The 24,543-nt window shown below is 50.2% G+C and carries 23 protein-coding genes and 2 riboswitches; of the genes, 18 read left to right on the top strand and 5 right to left on the bottom strand.

What is annotated here, in order from left to right; translation table 11 throughout:
• Window positions 1–269: 269 nt before the first annotated feature.
• Together BROSI_RS15935 and BROSI_RS15940 are read right to left on the bottom strand one after the other, a co-directional pair.
• On the bottom strand, window positions 270–1,490 hold the full coding sequence (locus BROSI_RS15935) for a glycosyltransferase (RefSeq protein ID WP_052564763.1): 1,221 nt from the start codon (window positions 1,488–1,490) through the stop codon (window positions 270–272).
• Window positions 1,491–1,517: 27 nt separating this feature from the next.
• On the bottom strand, window positions 1,518–2,258 hold the full coding sequence (locus tag BROSI_RS15940) for a PRC-barrel domain-containing protein (protein ID WP_052564764.1): 741 nt from the start codon (window positions 2,256–2,258) through the stop codon (window positions 1,518–1,520).
• Window positions 2,259–2,315: 57 nt separating this feature from the next.
• Window positions 2,316–2,436: riboswitch (cyclic di-GMP riboswitch) on the bottom strand.
• Between the two features lie 421 nt (window positions 2,437–2,857).
• Between BROSI_RS15940 and BROSI_RS15945 the strand changes: the two genes are divergently transcribed.
• The 12 genes from BROSI_RS15945 to BROSI_RS15995 all read left to right on the top strand — a co-directional run bounded on the left by BROSI_RS15945 (window position 2,858) and on the right by BROSI_RS15995 (window position 13,204).
• Window positions 2,858–4,057, top strand: coding sequence for an MFS transporter (locus BROSI_RS15945; protein WP_157842575.1), 1,200 nt, complete (start codon window positions 2,858–2,860; stop codon window positions 4,055–4,057).
• Between the two features lie 210 nt (window positions 4,058–4,267).
• The gene (locus BROSI_RS15950; RefSeq protein WP_052565897.1) at window positions 4,268–4,489 is read left to right on the top strand and encodes an addiction module protein; all 222 of its coding nucleotides are present in this window, start codon (window positions 4,268–4,270) and stop codon (window positions 4,487–4,489) included.
• A complete protein-coding gene (locus BROSI_RS15955; RefSeq protein WP_052564766.1) occupies window positions 4,486–4,809 on the top strand; it encodes a hypothetical protein in 324 nt (107 codons plus the stop codon). The genes BROSI_RS15950 and BROSI_RS15955 overlap by 4 nt, the downstream gene beginning before the upstream one ends.
• 295 nt (window positions 4,810–5,104) lie before the next feature.
• Window positions 5,105–5,722 (top strand): DUF3786 domain-containing protein, encoded by a 618-nt coding sequence (locus BROSI_RS15960; protein ID WP_052564767.1) that lies wholly within the window; start codon window positions 5,105–5,107, stop codon window positions 5,720–5,722.
• Window positions 5,723–5,829: 107 nt separating this feature from the next.
• Window positions 5,830–6,006 carry a hypothetical protein gene (locus BROSI_RS19290; protein ID WP_082059260.1) on the top strand — a complete coding sequence of 59 codons (177 nt, stop codon included), beginning with the start codon at window positions 5,830–5,832 and terminating at the stop codon, window positions 6,004–6,006.
• A 440-nt stretch (window positions 6,007–6,446) separates the two neighbouring features.
• Window positions 6,447–6,761 (top strand): DUF433 domain-containing protein, encoded by a 315-nt coding sequence (locus BROSI_RS15965; RefSeq protein WP_052564768.1) that lies wholly within the window; start codon window positions 6,447–6,449, stop codon window positions 6,759–6,761.
• Window positions 6,761–7,108, top strand: coding sequence for a DUF5615 family PIN-like protein (locus tag BROSI_RS15970; protein ID WP_052564769.1), 348 nt, complete (start codon window positions 6,761–6,763; stop codon window positions 7,106–7,108). Before BROSI_RS15965 ends, BROSI_RS15970 begins: the two co-directional genes overlap by 1 nt.
• A 172-nt stretch (window positions 7,109–7,280) precedes the next feature.
• Window positions 7,281–7,538 (top strand): helix-turn-helix domain-containing protein, encoded by a 258-nt coding sequence (locus BROSI_RS19295; protein WP_261338906.1) that lies wholly within the window; start codon window positions 7,281–7,283, stop codon window positions 7,536–7,538.
• Between the two features lie 359 nt (window positions 7,539–7,897).
• The gene (locus tag BROSI_RS15980) at window positions 7,898–8,962 is read left to right on the top strand and encodes an HlyD family secretion protein (protein ID WP_052564771.1); all 1,065 of its coding nucleotides are present in this window, start codon (window positions 7,898–7,900) and stop codon (window positions 8,960–8,962) included.
• A gap of 59 nt (window positions 8,963–9,021) precedes the next feature.
• On the top strand, window positions 9,022–11,817 hold the full coding sequence (gene rbbA, locus BROSI_RS15985) for a ribosome-associated ATPase/putative transporter RbbA (protein WP_052565899.1): 2,796 nt from the start codon (window positions 9,022–9,024) through the stop codon (window positions 11,815–11,817).
• Window positions 11,818–11,820: 3 nt separating this feature from the next.
• On the top strand, window positions 11,821–12,942 hold the full coding sequence (locus BROSI_RS15990; RefSeq protein ID WP_052564772.1) for an ABC transporter permease: 1,122 nt from the start codon (window positions 11,821–11,823) through the stop codon (window positions 12,940–12,942).
• Between the two features lie 73 nt (window positions 12,943–13,015).
• On the top strand, window positions 13,016–13,204 hold the full coding sequence (locus tag BROSI_RS15995) for a hypothetical protein (RefSeq protein WP_052564773.1): 189 nt from the start codon (window positions 13,016–13,018) through the stop codon (window positions 13,202–13,204).
• A 69-nt stretch (window positions 13,205–13,273) separates the two neighbouring features.
• Here BROSI_RS15995 and BROSI_RS21070 read toward each other — a convergent pair whose 3' ends face one another.
• The 3 genes from BROSI_RS21070 to BROSI_RS16005 form a co-directional block, all read right to left on the bottom strand.
• Window positions 13,274–13,402: a hypothetical protein gene (locus BROSI_RS21070; RefSeq protein WP_261338858.1), complete on the bottom strand. Its 129-nt coding sequence runs from the start codon at window positions 13,400–13,402 to the stop codon at window positions 13,274–13,276.
• Window positions 13,403–13,546: 144 nt separating this feature from the next.
• Window positions 13,547–15,661 (bottom strand): glycogen debranching protein GlgX, encoded by a 2,115-nt coding sequence (gene glgX / locus BROSI_RS16000; protein WP_052564774.1) that lies wholly within the window; start codon window positions 15,659–15,661, stop codon window positions 13,547–13,549.
• Between the two features lie 6 nt (window positions 15,662–15,667).
• A complete protein-coding gene (locus BROSI_RS16005; RefSeq protein ID WP_052564775.1) occupies window positions 15,668–18,169 on the bottom strand; it encodes a glycogen/starch/alpha-glucan phosphorylase in 2,502 nt (833 codons plus the stop codon).
• A 202-nt stretch (window positions 18,170–18,371) separates the two neighbouring features.
• Window positions 18,372–18,477: riboswitch (cyclic di-GMP riboswitch) on the top strand.
• A gap of 167 nt (window positions 18,478–18,644) precedes the next feature.
• Between BROSI_RS16005 and BROSI_RS16010 the strand changes: the two genes are divergently transcribed.
• From BROSI_RS16010 to wrbA, 6 genes are all read left to right on the top strand, one after another.
• Window positions 18,645–18,977 carry a c-type cytochrome gene (locus BROSI_RS16010; protein ID WP_052564776.1) on the top strand — a complete coding sequence of 111 codons (333 nt, stop codon included), beginning with the start codon at window positions 18,645–18,647 and terminating at the stop codon, window positions 18,975–18,977.
• 195 nt (window positions 18,978–19,172) lie between these two features.
• Window positions 19,173–19,865: a hypothetical protein gene (locus tag BROSI_RS16015; RefSeq protein WP_157842576.1), complete on the top strand. Its 693-nt coding sequence runs from the start codon at window positions 19,173–19,175 to the stop codon at window positions 19,863–19,865.
• Window positions 19,866–19,897: 32 nt separating this feature from the next.
• A complete protein-coding gene (locus BROSI_RS16020; RefSeq protein ID WP_052564778.1) occupies window positions 19,898–21,442 on the top strand; it encodes an FAD-binding oxidoreductase in 1,545 nt (514 codons plus the stop codon).
• 381 nt (window positions 21,443–21,823) lie between these two features.
• Window positions 21,824–22,873 (top strand): zinc-dependent alcohol dehydrogenase family protein, encoded by a 1,050-nt coding sequence (locus BROSI_RS16025; protein WP_052564779.1) that lies wholly within the window; start codon window positions 21,824–21,826, stop codon window positions 22,871–22,873.
• Between the two features lie 62 nt (window positions 22,874–22,935).
• Window positions 22,936–23,508 (top strand): HdeD family acid-resistance protein, encoded by a 573-nt coding sequence (locus tag BROSI_RS16030; protein ID WP_052564780.1) that lies wholly within the window; start codon window positions 22,936–22,938, stop codon window positions 23,506–23,508.
• Window positions 23,509–23,913: 405 nt separating this feature from the next.
• The gene (gene wrbA, locus BROSI_RS16035; RefSeq protein ID WP_052564781.1) at window positions 23,914–24,525 is read left to right on the top strand and encodes an NAD(P)H:quinone oxidoreductase; all 612 of its coding nucleotides are present in this window, start codon (window positions 23,914–23,916) and stop codon (window positions 24,523–24,525) included.
• Window positions 24,526–24,543: the final 18 nt, after the last annotated feature.

Consider the following 24,543-nt stretch of genomic DNA (forward strand, 5'->3'; position numbering starts at 1 on the left):
ATGGGTATTTTATAAATATTTGTCTTTTTAATCCAAAGTATAATAGAAAGTCAAGAAAAACAAAAAATAAAACACCATCCATGAATTTTTTTATAAATGGATAACTACCGTGGAAGAATATAAGGGATGAGGGTATTAAATGCACATACACATTGCAATTTGATCTCGTCCCTGCAAAAAAAGAACTTCTGTATAATCAGAGGGAGGAGTATGATCAGGAAGGCGATAGCGAGACATAATCGTGATTACATTCTGAAGTCAGGATTTAATCAGGTCTTCTTAAGTTTGTAATTGGTCTCAAAAGAATTCAACAAATCGAGATACTGCTCCACAAGACGTGTCATTAAGAATCTTTCCTTCACGGTTTCCTTTGCCTTTTTGCCCATTCTCTCCCTGAGCTTTGGATTCTTAAGGAGCTGGACAATGCGTGCCGCCGCTTCCTCGTTAGAATTTACAAGATAGCCGTTTACCCCATTCCGTATTTGATGGCGGATGCCCCCCACGTTACCGCCGATAACAGGGGTACCCTTCCACATGGCTTCTGCCACTGTGAGACCAAAGCCCTCCCGGATGGACTTCTGAAGGACGATGGCAGCACGCCGCTGGAGAGCATTCACAAGGGCGGTATCTTGTACGCTGAGGATGATTATGCGCTCCTCGCGGTTTTTAAGGAGAGACTCAAAGATCTCCGATCCCTCAGGGTCGTCAGTCGCCACGTTACCAAGGAGCACAAGGGTGGCTTTTACCTCCCTGCGTGCAATCTTGAAAGCCTTGATAACCCCTTCGGGGTCTTTCCATCGATCAAACCGGGATATCTGCACTATGAGGGGAAGGTCAGTGGGAATATCATAGTGCTTCAGGCGTTCCTGCACCTCCGCTTCGGTGAATTCCTTGTTCTTGATGGTAAAGGGGTTAATGGCGGGAAGGAAAAAGACCTGAGGGGCGCCGAATCCTTTCTGCCGGTATTCCTTGAGGCTCAGCACAACGGCATCATATGCCCTGATGAACGGGGTAAGGTATTTAAGCATTTCTCTGTTTGGCTCTGAGAGGTCTATGTGGCAACGCCATATCCAGGGACCGCGCTTCCGGTAATGCTTGACCATCGGGAGCGGCTGTGGGTCGTGGACAACAACGATATCATGGTGAAGGTGGTTACGGATGGCGTTCTCGAAAACAACTTCCTCATAAATTTCCATCTTTAGTTTGGTAAGATTAATATCCGCACCCTGAAGGGCATTATGCATCTTCTTTGTGATGCTAAAGAAGTCAGGGGAACCCTGTATCACCCGCCAGCCGGTCTTGATACCAAGGCTGTTCATGAGCAGGGTCTTCGAAGAGAGCAGTTCTGCTACCCCGCCTCCGTAGTAGGTAGAGTTTATATGGGTAACATGGATATCCTTGAGTTTCGATGCCTTCTTGTATATCCGGTCCACCGCGTGTTCACCGATATAGGGTTCATAATCTTCCACCGTTATCAATTTTTGTTCCATTGAATCTCAGTAGTAAAGTTCACAGAGTCAAACCCAATACTTCGGACGGCAATAATACTCATACAATGCAATTTCGTACTCTCTGTTCACAGGGCTTGAAAGGTCGTATTCCGGGCTGTTTTTAATCATTTCCTTCGGCAAATCCACGTACACTTTTGATTCCTCCCAGCGCACTTTGTCTATCCACAGTGGTGCAATCAGTATCTTCTTACCCGGCAACCAACTTCCCGTATCGACAACGATATATCTGACAACCCATGTTTTATCATCAACGAGGAAATCTGACACATGGCCGATTTCACCACCAATTGCATGAATGTAATAATTTTTTACTTCCCTCATGCTTCTCAGGTGTGAGTCACGTTCATCTTCCCGGTTTGAGGCCGTTTCTAGCTCCGTTTCTGAAATATGGGGAACCGGAGGAATTGTATAAGGCCCACTCGCATGCCAGTAGAGGGGCCACCCGTAATAGTTGTGCAATTCGATTTGATGCTGGCGGGAGATCGGTTTGTGTGTATCGATATCGGGGCTGTTTTTTATCTGTTCCTGGGAGAGTGCAACGGGGAAATATCGTGATTCCCATTCTGGTTGACCAAAGACTTCCGGGGATATGAGGACTTTTCGATCCAGGAGCCAGGTTTCGACATCTGCCACAAGATATCGCACCGTCCATGCCTCGTCGTCAAAAAAGAAATCATATACTTCTCCTATGTTCCCATCTTTTGCCTGGATTTTATATCCAGAGAGATTTTTTATATTCCTCAGCACAAATTACCCCCTTTCAAGAAACAAAAAAGCCTTACCATGAAGTTGTTATAATAACATCCCGGCGGTAAGGCTATCTTTAACTCTAAGGGAGCCTGTCTCTTCTTAACCCACTTCCCTGTAAATTTAAAGACCCTTTACTTTGCGTCTCCTGATTGCTCAGGATTTGCCTTTATCGTATGTTTTTTTATTGGCTGGCTAAAAAGCCATATAACAAAATTTGTCATAAGCTGTCAACAAGAATTTCTCCGATGATGAATTTCTCAATGAACCGCTGGGGTATTTATTCTGGTAAAAGTATTGAAAAATGAATGTTAAAGCAATAACATTGTCCGTAGCAGTTAGTGACAATTATAACTAAGGGTCTTTCATCCGGATTACAGCTACTGCATTCAAAAGACGCCGAAGGTACATAGGTAATGGTTATTTCTTGAGAAACAAAGGCAAACCGATCTTATTTGATTCAACACCCCAAGAGTTCCCCACGATAAAAACCGGCAGAAATTAACCCTGTCAGGGTTTTAAACCCCGACAGGGTTGACACATGAATTTCGTGCTTCGGATTCGTCTTTTCCGGCTTGATTGGGTTAAGGAGTTTAAGTTTGAATTCAGTACGGCGTCTCATGTTTATTGCAGGATTGTACTACTTTTTGCAAGGAATGAGCGGCAATCCTGGCCTTCATCGTCAGTCTCTTAACTTTTATCTTACTCAACATTTGGGCTTCGGGGCCTCAGAGCTTGCGTATTTTACGTTTCTCATAACGATTCCATGGATGGTTAAGCCGGTATATGGAATTATCGCCGACAGCTTACCGCTATTCGGTTATCGTATAAAAAGTTATTTTATTTTAGGAAGTCTTATCGCCTCGTTGTCTTACCTTATTATCTTCTGGGTTGGCTTGAGCACCGTATCGTCGCTCTATCTTTTGTTTATTTTGCCGGCGGTAGGCGTTGCGTCTTCAGATGTCCTGTGCGATAAATGGATGCTTGTCACGGGTAAACCTTTAAACGTAACAGACCGAATGCAGTCTGCTCAATGGTTTTCGATTTCCATCGCTGGAATTATTATTATGGTTGTCGGTGGATATATTGCACAATATATGTCGTTACGTCATGCGGTTCTGCTTTCTTTGCCATTTGCCCTGATGATAATTCCTCTGACCGTTTTTTCGTGGAAAGAAGATCGGGTTGATTCAGTTGGTCATGCCGCTCAAGAGGCAAAAGAGGGTTTGAGACACGCGGCAAAGTCCAAAAAACTCTGGGGGTGTGCGGCATTTCTCTTTCTTTTCAACGCAATGCCTCAGTTGGGCTCACCCGTTCTCTACGTTTATGAGACCAATGCCTTAAACTTCTCTCAGGTATTGATCGGCTATCTTGATATGACGGCCAACGTTGGCTTTATCATCGGAGTTGCATTATATGGTCTTTTTTGTAAAAAACTACCGGAAAAACTGATGCTGCGGCTTATTGTAGTAAGCGCCGTGCTCTCAGCAATCTGCTTCATATTCTTCCGGGGTCCTTTTAGCGCCTTTATCATATTTTTTGGATCGTCCATAATAGGCATCATTGCTTATATGGGTCCGCTTGTCATTGCAGCTAAGGCATGTCCAAAAAATGCCGAAGGCACAGTATTCGCGCTGCTTATGTCAGTCATCAATTTCGGGAAACAGAGCGGCAATATAATCGGCGGCTGGATTTATGAACCATTTGGATTTACCTGGCTCGTAGTTTTTTCGACGGTTTGCGTATCCGCAACATGGTTCCTGCTACCGCTGGTTAGTTTTGATGATAGCAGGAGATAAAAATTATAAAAAGATCATTTTTCTCATCTCCGTCTTCCTATCAAATGCGAGGGCTACGTCTTATAATTATTTTATATGTCAATATGTATGTCAAATATTCCTTGACTTACGCTGTACTATTTGTCAAATTGGAGAAAATTGTTAATAACTTCGTTGGGGATGATACTTAAACAAAACCAAAAGTATTATTATAAAAGAAAGGAGATAAAAGTGAGTGTGAAGGATATTCCAGATATCAAGAAATTAAGTACTGCAGAAAAAATCTTACTGGTAGAGGATCTGTGGGATAGTATCGCTTCAGATGAATCTGTCGTACCTGTTCCGCAAAGCCACATGGAAGAGTTGAAAAGAAGGCTCAAAAGCTATGAATCCGCTCCGGGAAATCTATTATCTCTTGAGGAACTACAAACAAGAATAGAAAAAAGAAAATGATATACATCCTGCGTTTTCTTCCCGAAGTTGAGGAGGATGTCTTTGGTGGTTATGTATGGTATGAGACTAAGTCACCCGGGCTGGGTGAAGAATTCCTTCGGATGTTTTATGCCTGCGCTGGTGAAATTTCACATGATCCCTTACTTTATCCAAAGGTTTATAGCGAATTTCGTCGCCGTCTGCTGAGAAGATTCCCATACGCTATTTACTTTAAAACAGAAGACAACCAGATTATCGTGTTTGGGCTCTTCCATTGTGCACGTGATCCACGTACTATCAGAATGCAATTGCAAAATCGAGATAAACCAAAGAGCCCGTAAGGTTGGGTTAAGGAATGGAAACCTAACTTCTTCCATTAAGTCGCCGAGTAACGATTATGAAATCAAAGATATCTAAAGAAAACGAAAAGAATAAACGATTAGAAGAACTTAAATCACTAATCAAGGTGTGACCCTTTTTATTTTTTTACTATCCTCTTCTGCATCAGAAATCAAGATAGTACCTCAACCACTTCTTATAATTATTTTATATGTCAATTATTCGTTGACTTACGCTGCACTATTTGTCAAACTAAAAAAAACTTGTTAATAACATAGTTATACGTAAGAATAAGTTATGGTATGGCCAGGTGAAATAAAGGCATGGGATGTCCTTTCAGGGCTTGATTCGGAGGATGTAACAGTAAATGCAAAAGTATTATTTACTGCTCATGATTCTACGTACGTGTTGACTTGTTTTGGTCAGGATATCTTTATATCACTGAATGATCGTAATATCTATAGCACTACTGCATTGGGAAAATTGCTGATTAACGAACATTCTGAATACTCAAGGCTTTCTATACTTAAATACTTAATTCATTCGACTGATCTGCCACTTGCAGGACAATTGATACACCCCTCTGATTTACCTGGAGGTGATATATTTATTAGAGGAACACATGTCCTTCCGTTGGATAAGGTAGCTGAATATTTTGAGAATAGTAGTAATGAATTTATAAGCATAGGAAAGAGTCTCGGCGGTACTCAACTTGAATATGGAGATATGTCCATAGAGCTACTCCCATTCCCTAGAGTGCCAGTGGTTATCATAGTATGGTTGGGTGATGAAGAGTTTCCAGCAAGGTCGACTCTTTTAATTGACTCAAGCTGTAAATCACAAATACCAACTGATATTATTTGGTCAACTGCTATGATGTCCATCAAGATGATGCTGACAAATAAGGGCGTATAACAAGTCGTTGGAGATGATCGAGTGCCACAGGCACTTTTTCAGCTTATGGTTAGTTTGAGGAATGGGATATACTGAGAAAAGGGAAGGGAAAAAGGGAAAGGCAAGCAGTGATATATGTATCAAAAATCATGAGTAATGCGAAGAATACAGAAATTGGGAGGTATTTTGGCATACAAGGGTCAACAGTAAGTGAAGCTCTTAAGAGAGTAGAAACCAGGATAAAAAGAGAAGGTAAATTCAGGAAAGAAATCGAAGTATTAAAAAAACAATTCGTTATTGAATAATGAAGGTTTGACCCCGTGCCCCCCCAACATGGTTCCTGCTGCCGTTGGTTAGTTTTGATGATGGCAGGAGATAAGAATTCTAGAAAGATCATTTTTCAATAAAATCGAGGGGATGACTCTCTTGATTCTCTATCCTCTTCTGCATCAGAAATCAAGGTAGTATCTCAACCACTTCTTATAATTATTTTATATGTCAATATTTATGTCAATTATTCCTTGACTAAAGCTGTAATATTTGTCAAATTGAAAAAAACTTGTTAATAACTTTGTTAGCTGCGGGCAATCTTAAAAAATTCAGATAACCTTTCTAGTAAATACTTTCTATTGATACTTGTATAGATTTGATTTAGTTTAATTTATAAATTATAATTCAAGCGGATAAGTCAATCAGTTGAGTAATTTACTCGAATAGCATTTAACACCCTTAGGAGACATTATAAATGCCAATCGTTGAAACGGGATACGAGCATATCATCCTTAACGAAAAAAAGGTGCCGATTATTGCAGGCACAAAAATGAAAGTAATTGAAATTATCCTCGATAAAATTGCCTATGGTTGGAGTCCTGAAGAACTCCAATACCAGCATCCCCATCTCACATTAGGTCAAATATACTCAGCTCTGGCTTATTACTCCGATCATCAGGAAAAGCTTGACCAAGAGATCGAAACGCAATTAAAGCAACTGGATCAAATGAAGAAGGAAGCAAAGCCATCACCACTCATTGTCAGGCTAAAAGCCAAGAAGCTAATATAATGACAATCCAGCTTTATATGGATCATAATGTACCTCGAGCGATAACCGACGGATTGAGAGTGCGTGGAGTAGACATTATCACTGCACTTGAAGATGGCACAGCAGAAGTGGATGATCCAGAATTATTGGATCGTGTAAGCAAATTGGAACGCGTGTTATTTACAAGGGATTATAACCTCTTGCAAGAAGCCACAAAGCGTCAAAGGACTGGCATATTATTCCCTGGAATTATCTATGCTCACCAATTGCGTATTTCAATTGGAGATTGCATTCGTAATTTGGAAATCATTGCAAAAGCTGGTGAGCCAGAAGACTTGCTGAATAGAGTACAATATTTGCCACTTTGATGAGAATGAATAATCAACTCCTTAAAGGTGCTGTGGGGTCACCCATGAGAAGGCTAAGCGAACAAATGAAAACACAAAGAAGATTTAAGAAAGAGACGGATCAGATTTTATATTCTATTTTCAAGGGTGACCCCTACGACCCTCTCGGGAAATAATTCCTATAGAGAAAGTTATCAAGGGTTGTTGTAAGTATTACGGCAAAAAGGAAGAGGAGCTACTGAGAAAAGGGAAGGGAAAAAGGGAAAGACAAGCAGCGATATATGTATCAAAAATCATGAGTAATGCGAAGAATACAGAAATTGGGAGGTATTTTGGCATACAAGGGTCAACAGTAAGTGAAGCTCTTAAGAGAGTAGAGACCAGGATAAAAAGAGAAGGTAAATTCAGGAAAGAAATCGAAGTATTAAAAAAACAATTCGTTATTGAATAATGAAGGTTTGACCCCGTGACCCTTCCTTAGAAAAGTCCCCTCCTGGGAGGGGATTATGGGGGGAAAGTCACCGAAGGCCGAATTAAAGTTAACCAGTAAAATCGGGCATTTCCACCGATTTTACCCCCCTATAAAAAATCACGCTTGGATAAGGACTGGTACGCTATGAAAAGTTTAGCGAAACCTATGAAGCACCTCTCCACTTGGCTGCAGTCATTATTTGCTGAAGAAAAATTGGAGTTATTTACGGATAAGCACTTAATGTTCGGCCGAGAGTTTCCCTTGTCATCACAAGGAACCTTACCGGCAGAGCACGTGAATTATTCCGTGGTTCTGACCGACAAGAACAAGAGCGGAACATGACCACGCGAAAATGGCTATTGTGGACAACAGTGATCGTGGTTGGTGTCCTTTCCTATCTCGGTTGGAAATTCTTCCAGCCCAGGAAGCTGGCAGAGGGATTTGCCAGCAGCAACGGGCGCATTGAGGCGGTGGAGATCGATATTGCCACGAAGACAGAGGGACGCATCATAGATGTTCTGGTGGACGAAGGCGACTTTGTCACCGCCGGTCAAATCCTCGCCCGCATGGATACCGAGGTGCTCATGGCGCAACTCAGAGAAGCCAGGGCACAACTTCGCCAGGCAAGAAGCGCTGTGGAGACTGCTCAGAGCATTGTGGTGCAGCGCGAAAGCGAAAAGGCGGCAGCGCAGTCCGTGGTATTGCAGCGCGCGGCCGAACTCGATGCTGCAAAAAAGCGTTTCGCCCGCACGGAAATCCTAGTTAAAAAACAGGCCGCATCGGTGGAGGATCTCGACAATGACCGTGCCGCCTTCTACAGTGCAGAAGCGGCCGTCAATGCAGCAAAAGCGAACGTGGCGGCAGCGGATGCCGCCATTACCACAGCCAAATCGCAGGTCATCGAATCGAAAGCGTCCGTCGAAGCCTCGAAGGCGCGGATCGAACGACTCAGGGCGGACATCGACGATAGCGCCCTGAAGTCACCGCGTGACGGTCGGGTGCAGTATCGCATCGCCCAGCCCGGCGAGGTACTTGGCGCGGGCGGTAAAGTGCTGAACATGGTTGATCTCGCCGACGTCTATATGACCTTCTTCCTGCCTACGGCTGCGGCTGGTCGGGTCAAAATGGGGGCCGAGGTCCGGCTGGTACTCGATGCCGCTCCGCAGTACGTCATCCCGGCCCGGGTGTCCTTCGTTGCGGACGTTGCCCAGTTTACGCCCAAGACGGTGGAGACTGCCGAGGAGCGGCAGAAGTTGATGTTCCGGATCAAGGCACAAATCGATCCGGAACTGCTTAAGCAGCATATTCGCAGCGTCAAAACCGGTTTGCCGGGAATGGCCTACGTGCGGCTTGACCCTCAGGCAGAATGGCCTGCACATTTGGAGGTAAGACTTACGCAATGACTAACCGTGACTTGGAACCACAGATTTCACAGATTACACAGATTTGCAAAACTTCTGCAATGACCAATCGTAATTCCACTGCCAATGTCGGACAATTCGATCAGTCGCCAGTGGCGCGACTGACTGATGTCAGCCTGCGGTACGGCAAGACGCACGCCCTCAATGCCGTCAGCCTTGATCTGCCGGCCGGTCGCATGGTCGGGTTGATTGGCCCGGACGGTGTTGGCAAGTCCAGTTTGTTGTCGCTGATTGCCGGCGCCCGTCGGGTGCAGGAAGGGCGGATCGAGGTGCTCGGTGGCGATATGAGGGATGCTGGCCATCGCCAAACGGTCCAGCCACGCATCGCCTACATGCCGCAGGGTCTGGGCAAAAATCTCTATCCGACTCTGTCGGTATTCGAGAATGCAGATTTCTTTGGCTGCCTGTTTGGTCACGGCCGTGCCGAACGCGAGCGCCGCATAGTAGAACTGCTAAAAGGTACCGGTCTTGCACCCTTTTCCGGCCGTCCCGCAGGCAAGCTGTCCGGCGGCATGAAGCAGAAACTCGGCCTGTGCTGCGCGCTGATTCACGACCCGGACCTGCTAATCCTCGATGAGCCGACCACCGGTGTCGATCCCCTCTCGCGCCGCCAGTTCTGGGAACTGATTGCCCGTATCCGTGCCAACCGGCTTGGCATAAGCGTCCTGGTGGCGACCGCCTACATGGATGAGGCCGCGAAATTTGACTGGCTGGTTGCGATGGATGCCGGTCACGTGCTTGCCACCGGAACGCCGGGGTACCTGCTCAAGAGCACTAACACGGCATCGCTGGAAGGGGCCTTCATCGCTCTGTTGCCGGAGCAGAAGCGTCAGGGGCATAGAGAGGTAGAGATTCCTCCCCGTGCAGCGGACGGCGGCCAGGTGGCTATTGAAGCGCGGGATTTGACCAAGCGTTTTGGCAATTTTGTTGCAGTCAATCGGGTGAGCTTCCGGATCGAGCGGGGCGAGATCTTCGGATTTCTCGGCTCCAACGGCTGCGGCAAGACGACGACAATGAAGATGCTGACCGGCCTGCTGCCGTCCAGCGAGGGACAGGCCTGGCTGTTCGGCCAGAAGGTCGATGCACAGGATCTCGAAACCCGCCGGCGGGTTGGTTACATGTCCCAGGGCTTCTCGCTCTATTCCGAGTTGACAGTGCGGCAGAATCTGGTATTGCACGCACAACTGTTTCAGGTGCCGAAAGAGGAGATTCCGGAACGGGTTGGAAAAATGGTTGCGCGTTTCGGCCTCGAAAAGGTTGTGGACGCTCTACCCAACGCGCTCCCTCTGGGACAACGTCAGCGTCTGTCTCTTGCGGTGGCGTTGATCCACCAGCCCGAACTGCTGATCCTCGACGAGCCGACTTCGGGCGTTGACCCGGTGGCACGTGATAGCTTCTGGCAGCTCCTGATCGACCTCTCTCGCCGCGACAAGGTCACCATCTTCATCTCCACCCACTTCATCAACGAAGCCCAACGCTGCGACCGCATCTCCCTGATGCATGCCGGCCTGGTGCTGGCCAGCGACACTCCAGACGTTCTGACCGAAAAGCGGGGCGCAGACACACTGGAAGACGCCTTCATCGGCTACCTGGAAGAGGCGGCGGCCGAGGGCCAGACAAACGTTCCAGCGCCAAAGCCGAAAGCAACGGTACCAGGCGCGCCAACGGCGGGACCAGACTCCGATCACCGGGCGGCAGTCAAAAGGTGGTTTTTTAGCGCGCGACGGATGTTGAGCTACACCAGGCGCGAGACCTTGGAACTGAGCCGCGACCCGATCCGCCTGACGCTGGCGTTGCTCGGCAGCGTGATCCTGATGTTCATCATGGGTTACGGCATTACCCTCGACGTGGAAGACCTATCCTTCGCCGTGCTGGACCGAGACCAGACGACCGTCAGCCGCGATTACATTCTCAATATTGCCGGGTCACGTTACTTCACCGAGCAGCCGCCGATCACCGACTACGAAGAACTCGACCTGCGGATGCGGTCTGGAGAACTCAGTCTGGCCGTCGAGATTCCACCAGGCTTCGCGCGCGATCTGGGGCGCGGGACCCCGGTGCAGATCAGCGTCTGGATCGACGGCGCCATGCCGCAGCGCGCCGAAACGATCCGGGGCTACGTGAAGGGCATGCATACCCTCTGGCTCACCGACGTGGCCAGGCGCAACCTCGGCCAGCGCGGCCTGACCAGCCCTGCCGCCATCGAGACGCGGTTCCGCTATAACCCCGATGTCAAGAGCCTGGTGGCGATGGTGCCGGCGGTGATTCCGCTGCTGCTGCTTTTGATCCCGGCCATGCTGGCAGCGCTCTCGGTGGTCCGCGAGAAGGAACTCGGCTCGATCATCAATTTTTATGTCACGCCAACGACGCGGCTGGAATTCCTGCTCGGCAAGCAGCTCCCCTATGTGGCCCTGGGGATGCTCAATTTCCTGCTGCTCCTGGCGCTCGCGCTGATCATATTCGGGGTACCGCTGAAGGGGAGCTTTGCGGCCGAGGCCACGGGTGCGCTGTTCTATATCGTGTGCGCGACCGCGATAGGGCTGTTGATCTCGACCTTTATGCGCAGCCAGATTGCGGCCATTTTCGGCACGGCGGTGCTCACCATGCTACCCACTATGCAGTTTTCCGGTATGATCGACCCGGTCTCCTCGCTGGAGGGCACAGGCGCCCTGATCGGGCAGATTTACCCCACCACCCATTTTCTCACGATCTCCCGCGGCACATTCTCCAAGGCACTGGGTTTTGCCGACCTGTACCGCTCGTTCATACCACTGCTGATAGCCATTCCGGTGCTGACCGGATTGTGCGCGGTACTGCTGAAGAAACAGGAGGCCTGAACCATGCGCGCGGATAACATTTTGCACCTGGGCATCAAGGAACTGTGGAGCCTGGTCCGTGACCCGATGATGTTGGTCTTGATCGTCTACGCCTTCACGGCATCGATTTACACGGCAGCCACAGCGGCGCCGGAGACGCTCCACAAGGCGCCGATCGCCATCGTGGACGAGGACCAGTCGCCGCTGTCGGCGCGCATCGTCGGCGCCTTCTATCCACCGTATTTCCTTCCACCGGCGATGATTACCCATGCCGAAATGGATGCCCGGATGGATGCCGGACTAGACACCTTCGCCCTTAATATTCCTCCCGAATTCCAGCGTGATGTGCTTGCCGGGCGCACGCCGGCGATTCAGCTCAACGTCGACGCCACCCGAGTGAGCCAGGCCTTCACCGGCAGCGGCTACGTCCAGACAATCGTTAGCCAGGAGGTGCAGGCGTTCGTGCGACGCTACCGCGCCGACACGAGACCGCCGGTTGATCTGGCGGGGCGCGTGCGCTTCAACCCCGAGTTGAACAAGTCCTGGTTCAGTGCGGTGATGCAGCTGATCGACCAGGTCACCATGCTGTCGATCGTGCTCACGGGCACAGCGCTGATCCGCGAGCGCGAGCGAGGCACAATTGAGCACCTGCTGGCGATGCCGGTGACACCGATCGAGATCATGACCGGCAAGGTCTGGGCGATGGGGCTGGTGGTGCTCGCTGCCTGCGCCTTCTCCCTGACCGTCGTCGTCCAGGGACTGCTGTCGGTCCCGATTCAGGGCTCGATCCCACTCTTCCTGTGCGGTGCCGCGCTGCACCTGTTCGCTACCACCTCGATGGGCATCTTCATGGGCACGTTCGCACGCTCGATGCCGCAGTTCGGCCTGCTGTTGATGCTGGTACTGCTGCCGCTGCAAATGCTATCCGGCGGCTCGACCCCGCGCGAGAGCATGCCCGAGTGGGTTCAGCGGGTCATGCTGGCGGCGCCAAACACCCACTTCGTGATGCTCGCCCAGGGGATTCTGTATCGCGGGGCAGGACTCACGGTCGTATGGCCGCAATTTCTCGCGATTACCCTAATCGGCGCCATCTTCTTTAATATTGCCCTCGCACGCTTCCGCAAGACCATTGGGACGATGGTATAAGCGTCGCCCCATACTTTATATCGAGTTCTGCGTCGCCTACGGCTCATCTTTAATATGCTGCTGGAGAAGCAAAATGGGAAAATACACAGGGAAGATCTTTGTCTTATGCCGAGGAAGCATCATTGTGTTCTATCTCCTTCCCGTATGGGTTTATGGTTACTATCTGTTCGCCGCATCAGCCGGGGGTGGATTAAGCGAAAGCGAATCCACCTGCCGTTTGAATAATGTCGGTGGATTCGGCGCTAAAAGGCAAGCGCCTTAATCCACCCTACCCAACCCCTGTGATAAAAAGAATGATATCCCTAAAGTCCAATCTGGCAGTGGAGGACCATTATTTCGAGACCCATGATGAAGATTCTTCTTCAATTTGAATATGATGGATTCCTTTACCTTCATCCAATTCTTTTAATGCCATTCGAATTCCAACAACGAACTCTATACGTTCTTTAACGTCTTCCATGTGGCACTATCAGGAAGGCTTTTTATTGTATCTATGGCTATTTCTTTTATGTTCATATACAGTTTTACGCTTACGAAAATCTTTTCTTATTATTTGGCGTTAGACTTTTGCCGGAGGTAAGGTTCTTTTCCTTATTTTTCCTGATTATAGTTTTCCACGGTTTTTCACCCGGCTGACAAGGACCACCAATGATCGCGGTTGGACAGGATATACTGCTTCCCTGACCACAGATGCCTCATCCCAAGAAGAGATGTCATCCGGCGATTCTCGGGCGGTATCGATCCACCGCATCCAGACTTCGCATTCAAACTCAGAGACAGGGGGGACATCGAATTCCAGCCCTTCCCAGTATGCATTTATCATCGTATGGATTATGAATCTGCCTTTTAGGCTTCTCGCAGTCAGGGCGACAGCGTGGGAGTCGGCTCCCCAGTCGGGCTGGTTGAGTTTCACTCCATGCCAGGTTATTTTCGCCTGACTGAGGAGCTGGTTCAAGGTCAACCCAAGGTCCTCCAGAGAAACGTTCCTCCGCAGTCGGGCCGTAATGAGGTATTTGACAAACCTGAGCACGTTGGCATGTTTTTCAACAAGGCCCCAGTCGAACCAGCTGATCTCATTGTCCTGTCCGTAGGCATTGTTATTTCCTCTCTGTGTCCTCCGAACCTCATCCCCCATAAGAAGCATTGGCGCTCCTGCTGCGAGCAGGGTGACTGCAAAGAAGTTCTTCACCTGACGGTTCCTGAGCCGCTCGATTGGAAGGGCGTCCGTCGGTCCCTCGATGCCGCAGTTCCAGCTCATGTTGTCATTACTGCCGTCGCGGTTCTCCTCACCGTTCTCCTCGTTGTGCTTATCATTGTAAGAGACAAGGTCGTTCAGGGTGAACCCGTCGTGGCAGGTGACGAAATTGATGCTCTGCTCGGGTTCCCGCTCCTCATGTCCATAGATATCGGGACTGCCTAACAGACGGGATGCGAATTTTGAAACCGTATTCCTGTCTCCCTTGAGAAAGCTTCGCACATCGTCCCTGAATCTCACATTCCATTCCTTCCAGCTGTCACCGATGAAGCTGCCCACCTGGTAAAGCCCGGCCGCGTCCCATGCCTCGGCAATGAGCTTAACGCCGGACAATACCGGATCGGTCTCGATGTCCCAGAGGACCGGTGGATTCGCGAGTGGCCGGCCCTGTTCGTCCCTGGCGAGGATCGAAGCGAGATCGAAACGGAAACCGTCCACATGCATCTCCTGAACCCAGTAATGAAGGCTGTCGATGATCATGCGGCGGACAAAGGGATTGCTCGCATTGAGCGTATTGCCACATCCCGTGTAGTTGCTATAGTGCCTCTTGTCAGGCCCGAGTATATAATAGGCATCATTTTCGAATCCCCGGAAGGACAGCGTCGGCCCCTCATGGTTGTCTTCGGCTGTATGGTTATATACAACATCGAGGATCACCTCAATCCCCGCGCGGTGTAGGGCCTTTATCATGTCACGGAACTCATCAACCACGCACAGAGGTTCTTTTCGCGAACTGTATGCAGGATGAGGTGTAAAGAACGAGACTGGCGCATATCCCCAGTAGTTCTTGAACTCCGGCGGTGCATCCTGCTCGTCGAAATGATATACCGGCAGCAGCTCAACCGCAGTGATGCCGAGGTCTTTAAGGTAAGGGATCTTTTCGATCAGGCCCGCGTATGTGCCCCGTTTTTCCGGTGCGACGCCCGAATTCGGATGGGCCGTGAATCCGCGAACGTGCATCTCATAAATGATCGTGCGCGTAAAAGGCCGTCTCAGAGGCAGATCACCTTCCCAGTCATACGTGCGCGGGTCTGTCACCACGCTCTTCATTGCAGCACCGCAATTGTCACCAGGCAGACCCGCCGCGGTGCGGCTGTATTTCTCGGGAACGACAACCGCCCTGCCGTAAGGATCGAGTAGTACCTTTCCGGGATCGAAGCGCATGCCGCGCGCCGGCTCATAAGGGCCGTGGACACGATATCCATAGATCTGTCCTGGACCGACATCCGGAACAAAAACATGCCAATAGTGGTATGTCCTATTCTTCCGTGGATCGAGCAGGATAGTGCGGGAAGGACCGGGATCCTCTGCATGGTCAAACAGCAGCAGTTCTACAAAGGTCGCGCTCTTCGAGAAGACACTAAAATTGACGCCACCCTGTAATACAGTTGCACCGAGGGGAAAACTGTTTCCCCTCGTTCTGTCAATAACGGCATTCCCTGTGGTGAATGTCACCGGATCCATGACACTTTACTCCCCTTTAACCGGATTTATCTTCCAGATATTATCGCAGTATTCCCGTATCGACCGGTCAGAAGAAAACTTCCCCATGCGTGCCACGTTCAGGATCGACATGCGCACCCAGCGTTCCTGATCACGATAAACCGAACTAACCCTGTCCTGGCAATCAATATACGCCTGATAATCGGCCAGGAGCATGAATGGGTCATGGTTCAGGAGGTTGTCTACTAGGGGTTCGAAAAGTTCCCCATGCCCACCAGAAAAATGGCCTGACCGGATCTGATCGATAGCCTCCCGGAGGTGCGGGTTTGAGTCATAGTAGCCTCTGGGATTATAGCCCTTCACCTTCTGGTCGTGGACTTCGTCAGCGGTCAGACCGAAGAGGAAGAAGTTCTCATGTCCGACCTCCTCACGGATCTCGACATTCGCGCCGTCAAGGGTACCGATGGTGAGGGCGCCGTTCATCGAAAATTTCATATTTCCTGTGCCCGCGGCCTCTTTACCGGCAGTTGATATCTGCTCAGAGAGGTCTGCGGCTGGATAGATATGGTGCGCATTCTTCACATTAAAGTCCGGAAAAAAGACAACCTTTAACCTTCCTGCCACATCCTGATCTTTGTTTACTACCCCGGCAACTGAATTGATCAGCTTGATGATCAGCTTTGCCATGAAGTAGCCGGGTGCGGCCTTTCCTCCGAAGATAAAGGTGCGGGGGATAATCTCCTGCCCGGGGTCTTTCTTGATGCGATTGTACAACGTGATGATGTTGAGCACGTTCAGGTGCTGGCGTTTGTATTCATGGATCCGCTTCACCTGGATATCGAAAAGCGAATCAGTATCCGTCACAACACCAGTTCGTTCTTTTATGATCGCGGCAAGTCTGGACTTGTTGTTACGCTTGACCTTTCCCCATTCCTCGCGGAACCCTGCATCATCCGCTAAGGGCTCTATCTTCCTGATCTCATCTTCAAAATACCTGATCCATCTGTCACCGATGCTCTTGGTAATCAGAGCCGTGAGTTCCGCGTTGCTCAAGGCTATCCAGCGCCTTGGGGTCACACCGTTCGTCACATTCACGAAACGATCCGGATAGAGATCGTACAGGTCTTTCAGAACGGTCTTTGTAAGAAGATTGCTGTGCAGCGCTGAGACGCCATTGATCCGATGGCTTCCCACAGAGGCAAGATGTGCCATGCGGACATACTTTTCCCCGCTCTCGTCGATAAGCGAAAGACGGGCAACCCGCCCATCATCGCCGGGGTATCTGAGACGGACGCCGTCGAGAAATCTGCGGTTGATCTCATAGATGATCTCAAGATGTCGTGGGAGCGTACGGCCGAACAACGGCAGGGACCATTTTTCGAGTGCCTCGGGCAGCAGCGAATGGTTGGTGTACGACATGGTTTTCTCTGTTATCTGCCAGGCAGTGTCCCAGCCCATCAGATGCTCGTCCACCAGAAGGCGCATGAGTTCTGCTACGGCAATTGAAGGATAGGTATCGTTCAATTGCACGGCAAAGCTCTCGTGGAATGTCTCAATGCCCTTTCCCCGCATGAGATGAATGCTGATCATATCCTGAAGCGAGCAGGTGACTAAGAAATACTGTTGAGCAAGACGGAGTGTCTTTCCAATTTCGGGTTCGTCATTCGGGTAGAGGACCTTGCTCACCGTCTCGGAAATGACCTTCTCGTCCACGGCCTTGTAATAGTCGCCGACATTAAATGCCTGGAAGTCAAAGGATTCGATTGCCTCTGATTTCCATAGCCTGAGCAGGTCCACCATATCGTTCCGGTAGGACGGGACAGGGGTGTCATAGGCAATTCCCTTGACCACACGGTGTGGGATCCAGCGGACTCTGAAACATCCGTTGTCATCAAGATACTGCACCGTATGCCCGCCGAAATTCACTTCATAGGATGTTTCCGGTCTGCATATCTCCCACGGGTTACCCAGGCGAAGCCACTTGTCAGTCTTTTCAATCTGCCATCCATCGCGGATCTCCTGGTCAAAGATGCCGAACTCATACCGGATACCGTATCCGATCGCCGGCACGTTCATGGTTGCAAGGGAATCCATATAGCAGGCAGCAAGCCTCCCGAGGCCACCGTTACCAAGCCCCGGCTCTTCCTCCTGCACGAGCAGCTCATCCAGTTCCAGACCAAGTTCTTTGACCGCCTCCCGCGTCTGGTCGGTGATCCCCAGGTTCAGGAGATTATTGCCTAAGTGCGGCCCCATCAGGAACTCTGCCGAGAGGTAGCTGACAATTTTCACCTTCGGACTCTGCAACCTCTTGAGTGCATGGATAAAATGGTCCAGCATCCTGTCCCGTACCGTACGGGCTACGGCCATGTACCAGTCGTTCGGCATGGCAAGTTCCGGTGTACACCCCTGGATATAATAGAGGTTGTCGAGGATTGCCTGTTTTAATGAGGCAGTGCTTGTCCCAGTCCGGGTATTCTCACCTGTGTCAATAGGTGATGAAATCTGTCTTTTTTGTGATTGTTTGACCATGCTTATCCCCTTTTATCCGTGATAAATTCACATGAAGGCTGCTTGCTATCCGAATTTAGCATATTAATGAGTGCACATCAAGTTTTTTATCTCCAGTTTCAGTTTTTTCTTGACATGGATGTAATTATATTGTATTTAACCCACTAACCCACTAACCCACTAACCCACTAACCCACTAACTAACATTATCAATAAAAATACATCGCGATAAAGGCAAACCCTGAGCAATCAGGGGGACGCAAAGTGAAGGGTCTTTAAAATATTTTCCTGCCCTCGCAGGAAAATATAAAGATAGCCTTACTGCCGAAGATGTTTTAAGAAAACATTTTTGCAGTAAGGCTTTTTTGTTTTTAGGCAAATTATTTGCAAATTTTATTAGCTTTAGTTCAGACAGGTTTGTGTACCTGAAATCAGGCTTTTGGGGACTTTGTCGGAACAGCTAATGGAGTCCAAATCTAGAGAGAGGGGGGGCGATATGAGCCAGTTGAAACCAAAAAGCATGGCGTCAGCGATCATTCTCGGCGCACTGGTTGGAGTCGGGATATGGGCAGGTATCGCATCGGCGATGCCTCAAGAGGGTTCCGATCGTGGGATCGTGTGGAAAGATGGGGCTGAAGTGTACGCCGGTGTTTGTGTCTATTGCCATGAACAGATGCTTCGAGGGGCGGGCGTTGATCCTGCAAAAATTCGGTATGCGGTGCGACACGGAAAAAGGGCCATGCCGGCCTTCCGGTCGACTGAAATTGACGATGCGTCAATGGAAAAGCTTATCGAGTATCTGTCGAAAAAAGAACCGGAAATCAAGTAAAGGAGGTGTTGTATGGAAATCGATCGTCGAAGTCTGCTGAAGACGATATTAGTCGGGGGTGCCTTTCTGGCGGCAGGTGTGCCACTGAGGACGACGGGCGAGTCGACTGAGAAACCGCGAGGTCCTGTCCTTCTGGTTATTGGGGGGAGTCGGCGTGATGCCGCGTTCGCCACGGGGGCCCAGGCAGTAGCACGTATGGCAGGGAAAAAAACCGTACCGGTCTATAAGCTCGACGGGCGCTTTGGTCCTGACTCTGATCTCATCTCAGCCCTGTTTTACCCACGAAGGCAGACGCGTATAATTGGAATTATGGATGACGGCATGTATACCATCTTCCATGAGTTGGTGCGCGCAGCTGATGTGTGTTTGGTGTGCCTGGGGCGACATGGGTATGGTGGGAATATGGCATTTACTCATCGTCATACGATGCTCTCGGCGTTATCCGGTCAGAGTATCGCAGCAGCTGTAGCATCACAGCTTTCATTGATTGACCAGAACTTCCTGGTATCAGAGACAGTACTCGACAACAGGTCTGCTACAAACGTAGCAGGAAACAGCACTCTGCCCGGCTTTACTTCCTACCGCGTAACAGGTGATCGCCCAGTCCGGCTGCATCTATCGGGTCTGTCCCTGAGTGAGGCTTGTGGCGTGTTTGGTCTCAGCCTAGCAAGGGTCACCCACTGTGCAACATCCGTTGTCTACCATCCGCAACGGATCGCTCCGAGCGCGAACTGGTATGAATTGTTAGGCCAAACGGTGATGCAAGCGGGAATCGGAGTGCAGCCAAGTCAGTTAACCAGTGGATCTCAAGTATTCTTGCATCGCGGTTCAGCGGTAGGGCGAATGTCTCCGGCGGAGACATTCGTGACCTTCGTCATGGACGTGTAACTCATCACTTACTATCTATCAAGGAGGAAATCATGGCAAGTAAATACATCACTCTGCCGAAAGGGATATCCGAAGAGGTCTTTGATGCTGCTGTGAAGGATTTCCGCCGTGTGCTCGGTGAGGCCTCCGTACTCACAAACGCCGAACAAATTGCGCCATATACTAAGATTATGATGTCGGTACCGGAGTCGAACCACACACCCTCCGCAGCGATCATTGCACAGTCGGTGGAACAGATTCAGGAAATTCTCGCCATTTGCAATAAGTACAAGGTGCCGATTTGGCCCATCTCGACCGGGAAAAATCTGGGTTATGGCTCTGCGGCTCCGGCTGAGCGCGGTCAGGTTGTGCTCGATCTCAAACGGATGAATCGCATCCTTGAAGTCGATCCGGACCTGTGCTTCGCTCTCGTCGAGCCCGGAGTCACGTACAAGCAGCTCTACGACTACATCCATGAGCACAACTACCCCTTATGGTTGTCCGTGCCGGCTTCGTCTGCGATTGCCGGGCCGATCGGCAATACGCTGGATCGTGGCGTCGGGTACACCCCGTATGGAGAACATTTCCTCTTCGCCTGCGGCATGGAGGTGGTCCTGCCGAACGGCGAGGTGTTACGAACCGGCATGGGATCGATACCGAAGTCCAGTACGTGGCAGGTCTTCAAGTGGGGCTACGGACCTTATCTGGACGGGATCTTTACCCAGTCCAACTACGGCATTGTTACCAAATTAGGCTTCTGGCTCATGCCGGCGCCCCCCGTTTATAAACCTTTTGCCATTCAATATGAGCGTGAGGATGACATCGTGGAGATCGTGGAGACGATCCGTCCGCTACGAATCGGAAACGTGATCCCCAACGCCGTCGTTATCGCCCATGCGCTGTATGATGCGCCGGTGAAGGCCAAACGGAGTGATTATGTGACCGGACCGGGAGCGATCACCGATGAGGCGGTGCAGCGTATTATGAAGGATCACAAGCTTGGAGCGTGGAACGTCTATGCGGCCCTCTACGGCACGTTGGAACAAATCGAGGTGAACTGGAAAATCGTGACGGAGTCCTTCGGGAAATCCGGAAAGGCGAAGATCCTGACGGAAAAAGAGGCGAACGGAGACCCGGCCTTCGAGTACCGTGCTGCCCTAATGCGCGGCGACATGAACCTCACGGAATTCAGACTCTACAACTGGCGGGGAGGGGGCGGATCAATGTGGTTTGCGCCGGTTTCCCAGGCCCGCGGCAGTGAGTCATTGAAGCAGATGGCGATGGCCAAGCGTATTCTGGGCAAGTACGGACTGGATTACTCCGGGGAATTCATTGTCGGTATGCGCGATATGCATCACGTCATCGATGTGTTGTATGACCGGACTGATCCTGATCAGATGAAAGCCGGACACGACTGTTTTAACGAGCTGTTACGTACGTTCGCCGCAGAGGGGTATGCGGTGTATCGGGTCAACACCGCCTTCATGGACACGGTGGCGCACACCTATGGTCCGGTGCAACGACAGGTCCACCAGACGCTCAAAAAGGCTCTGGATCCCAATGGGATTATTGCGCCGGGGAAGTCTGGCATCCGATAGCCTGGCAATTCACTCTAATTGGTGGTTGCGATGACCGCCGCAGAGGGTCATGAGGACAGGTTTTTAATCTTGCTGTTTGAGTCTGGAGGTTTGTTTGATGCTCGAAACTCAACACACTCAGTCAGGTAGGGCAAGCATTGCCTGCCTAAATAAATTTCGCCAAGACCATCCAATCTTCGTGCAAGAACCCTCCCGATCACTCAGTTTTTGGTAGATGGTGCCTACCCTACATGACCGCAAAAGATTCAGGGCAGTCGAATGTGCGGTGTGAGAGAAAAAAACCATGCAGAAAGAATGGATTGATTCCTTCTTGCAAAATGATCTTGATTGGAGTTGAGTCTAAATCGGCCTTTTTTTAAGAAATTGAAAGGAGGTGCAACCATGAAGGCAATAGTCTATCACGGTCCGGGCAAACGGAGCTGGGAGGAAAAACCTAAACCTGCAATCACGGCTTCTTCTGATGCGATCGTCAGAATCCAGAAAACCACGATTTGCGGGACGGATCTGCATATCCTGAAGGGTGACGTACCAACCGTCACGGATGGAAGGATATTAGGGCATGAGGGGATTGGGGTTGTGGATGAAGTGGGAAATGGTGTAATGAATTTCCAGGCAGGCGACAAGGTCTTGATCTCCTGCATAACATCGTGCGGGAAGTGTGAGTACTGCCGAAAGGGAATGTATTCTCATTGCCATAACGGGGGATGGATCCTGGGGAATACGATTGATGGAACCCAGGCAGAGTATGTGAGAATCCCCTTTGCCGACACCAGTCTGTATCCCGTCCCGCCCGGTGCAGATGACGAGGCCCTGCTCATGCTGAGCGACATCCTTCCCACCGGATTTGAGTGCGGCGTGATCAATGGCCAGGTGAGTCCGGGTGACACAGTTGCCGTTGTGGGAGCCGGCCCCGTAGGACTGGCAGTGCTCCTGACGTCCCAGCTTTACTCGCCATCCGAAATCATCATGATTGATGTGGATGACAACCGCCTGGAGGTCGCCAAAAGACTCGGGGCAACAAAGACGATCAACAGCAGCGATGGAAAAGCGACCCGGAGGGTGATGGAGCTCACACTCAACAGGGGCGTGAATGTGGCGATCGAGGCGGTAGGAATCCCGGTCACCTTCGACCTCTGCCAGGAGATCGTGGCGCCGGGTGGACATATCGCCAACGTCGGCGTACACGGAAAGAGCGTGAACCTGAAGCTGGAGAAGCTTTGGGACCATAACATTACGTTGACGACACGTTTGGTTGACACCGTGACCACGCCGATGCTTTTGAAGCTTGTTCAAGCCGGACGGCTGAAAGCCAAGGACTTGATCACGCACCGGTTCCGCATCGAGGAGATCATGAAGGCCTACGACACGTTTGGAAACGCTGCGAAGGAGAAGGCGTTGAAAGTGGTTTTAGACTCAGGAGGAACACGATGAGCCTTAAAACTCATTTTACTATTGCTGGCTCTTAACCATCAACTGAAAGGAGTGGATCAATCATGAACATTGTAGAGAAGCAACTGGCAACAATTCTTGCCCGTAACTGGTGGGTGCTACTGCTGCGTGGCATCATCGCGATCATATTTGGCGTCTTGGTCTGGGTGCTGCCCTGGATCTCGCTCGTGGTGCTGGTGTTGCTCTTCGGCGCCTACGCCTTGGTGGACGGCATCCTCGGGGTCTGGATCGCCATTATGGGACGCAAGGAGCACGAAGACTGGTGGGTGCTACTCCTCTGGGGACTCATCGGCATTGGGGTCGGAATACTGACTTTCCTAGTTCCCGATGTCACCGCGCTGGCACTCCTGTTCTACATCGCAGCCTGGGCAATTGCCACGGGAGTTCTTCAGATCGTGGCCGCGATCCGCCTGCGAAGGCAGATAAAAGGGGAGTGGATGCTCATTCTCGGCGGCCTCGCATCGGTCGTGTTCGGCGTCCTCCTCATGGCGCAGCCGTTCGCGGGCGCTCTCGCCCTGCTTTGGCTGATTGTGATATATGCCGTTCTCTTCGGCGTCCTTCTCGTGATTCTCGCGTTAAGGGTGCGCACCTTCGGTAACCAACTTGCACGCTCATAACCGGACGATAGTGGATTACTCAGGTAGGGCAGGGCATCGCCTGCCAAAATAAAGTTCGCCGAGACCATTTCGGTCCAATCTTCGTGCAAAAACCCTCCCGATACTTGGTTTTTGATAGGCGGCGCCTACCTTACACGACTCGACAAATTTGAGGAAGCACATTTGCATTTAACTTTTGAAGAAATCATACATAACGCAGCATAGCCGCAACCAATTCCTGCTCAATACTTGCAGGAACAAGATTAACCACCCCTCTTTCCCCTCCTTCGCAAGGAGGGGATGGAGGGGAGGTAAAGTATAAAAAAACCTTCCGATTTTTCCATCGTAAGGAGGGGGCAAAGGGGAGGTAAAAAACTCGCTAAAACGAGAAGTTTTTATAGGGTAATACTATAGGGAGAGAGACTTATGAAAGTACTCATTATCTATTACAGCACCTACGGCAACGTATACAAGATGGCGAAACTCGTGGCAGAGGGGGTTAAGGAGGTTAAAGGGGCAGAGCCTGTTATCCGCACAGTTCGCGAATTGATCCCTGAGAATGTCATCGAGTCCCGTGAGGATATGAAGGCTGGTAAGGAGATGCAGAAAGACGTTCCTCTCGTTACGTTAGAAGATTTCAAGGAGGCTGGGGCTATCGCTTTTGGGACACCAACAAGGTTTGGGAATGTATCTGCACAACTAAAAAACCAGATTGACCAACTTACATCGTTGTGGCTTGCAGGGGAATTAGAGGGCAAGCCGGCTGGGATCTTTGTCTCTACAGCGAGTCTTCACGGAGGACAAGAGACGACGATCCTTACCCTGATGGGTCCTTTGCTGCATCTTGGCATGATCCTTGTAGGTGTACCTTACTCAGTCAAAGAGCTTTTTTCGACACAGGGCGGTGGCTCTCCATACGGACCTGGCCATATTGCGGGAGTGGACAGTAAGCGGGAAATTGACCAGCAGGAGGCGACAATTTGTCGTGCCTTAGGGCGTCGGCTTGCTGATGTGGGACTCGGATTACAAAAGAAGTAATAATGTGTCCGTGAGGAA

The sequence above is a fragment of the Candidatus Brocadia sinica JPN1 genome, from assembly GCF_000949635.1.
GTDB lineage: Bacteria > Planctomycetota > Brocadiia > Brocadiales > Brocadiaceae > Brocadia > Brocadia sinica.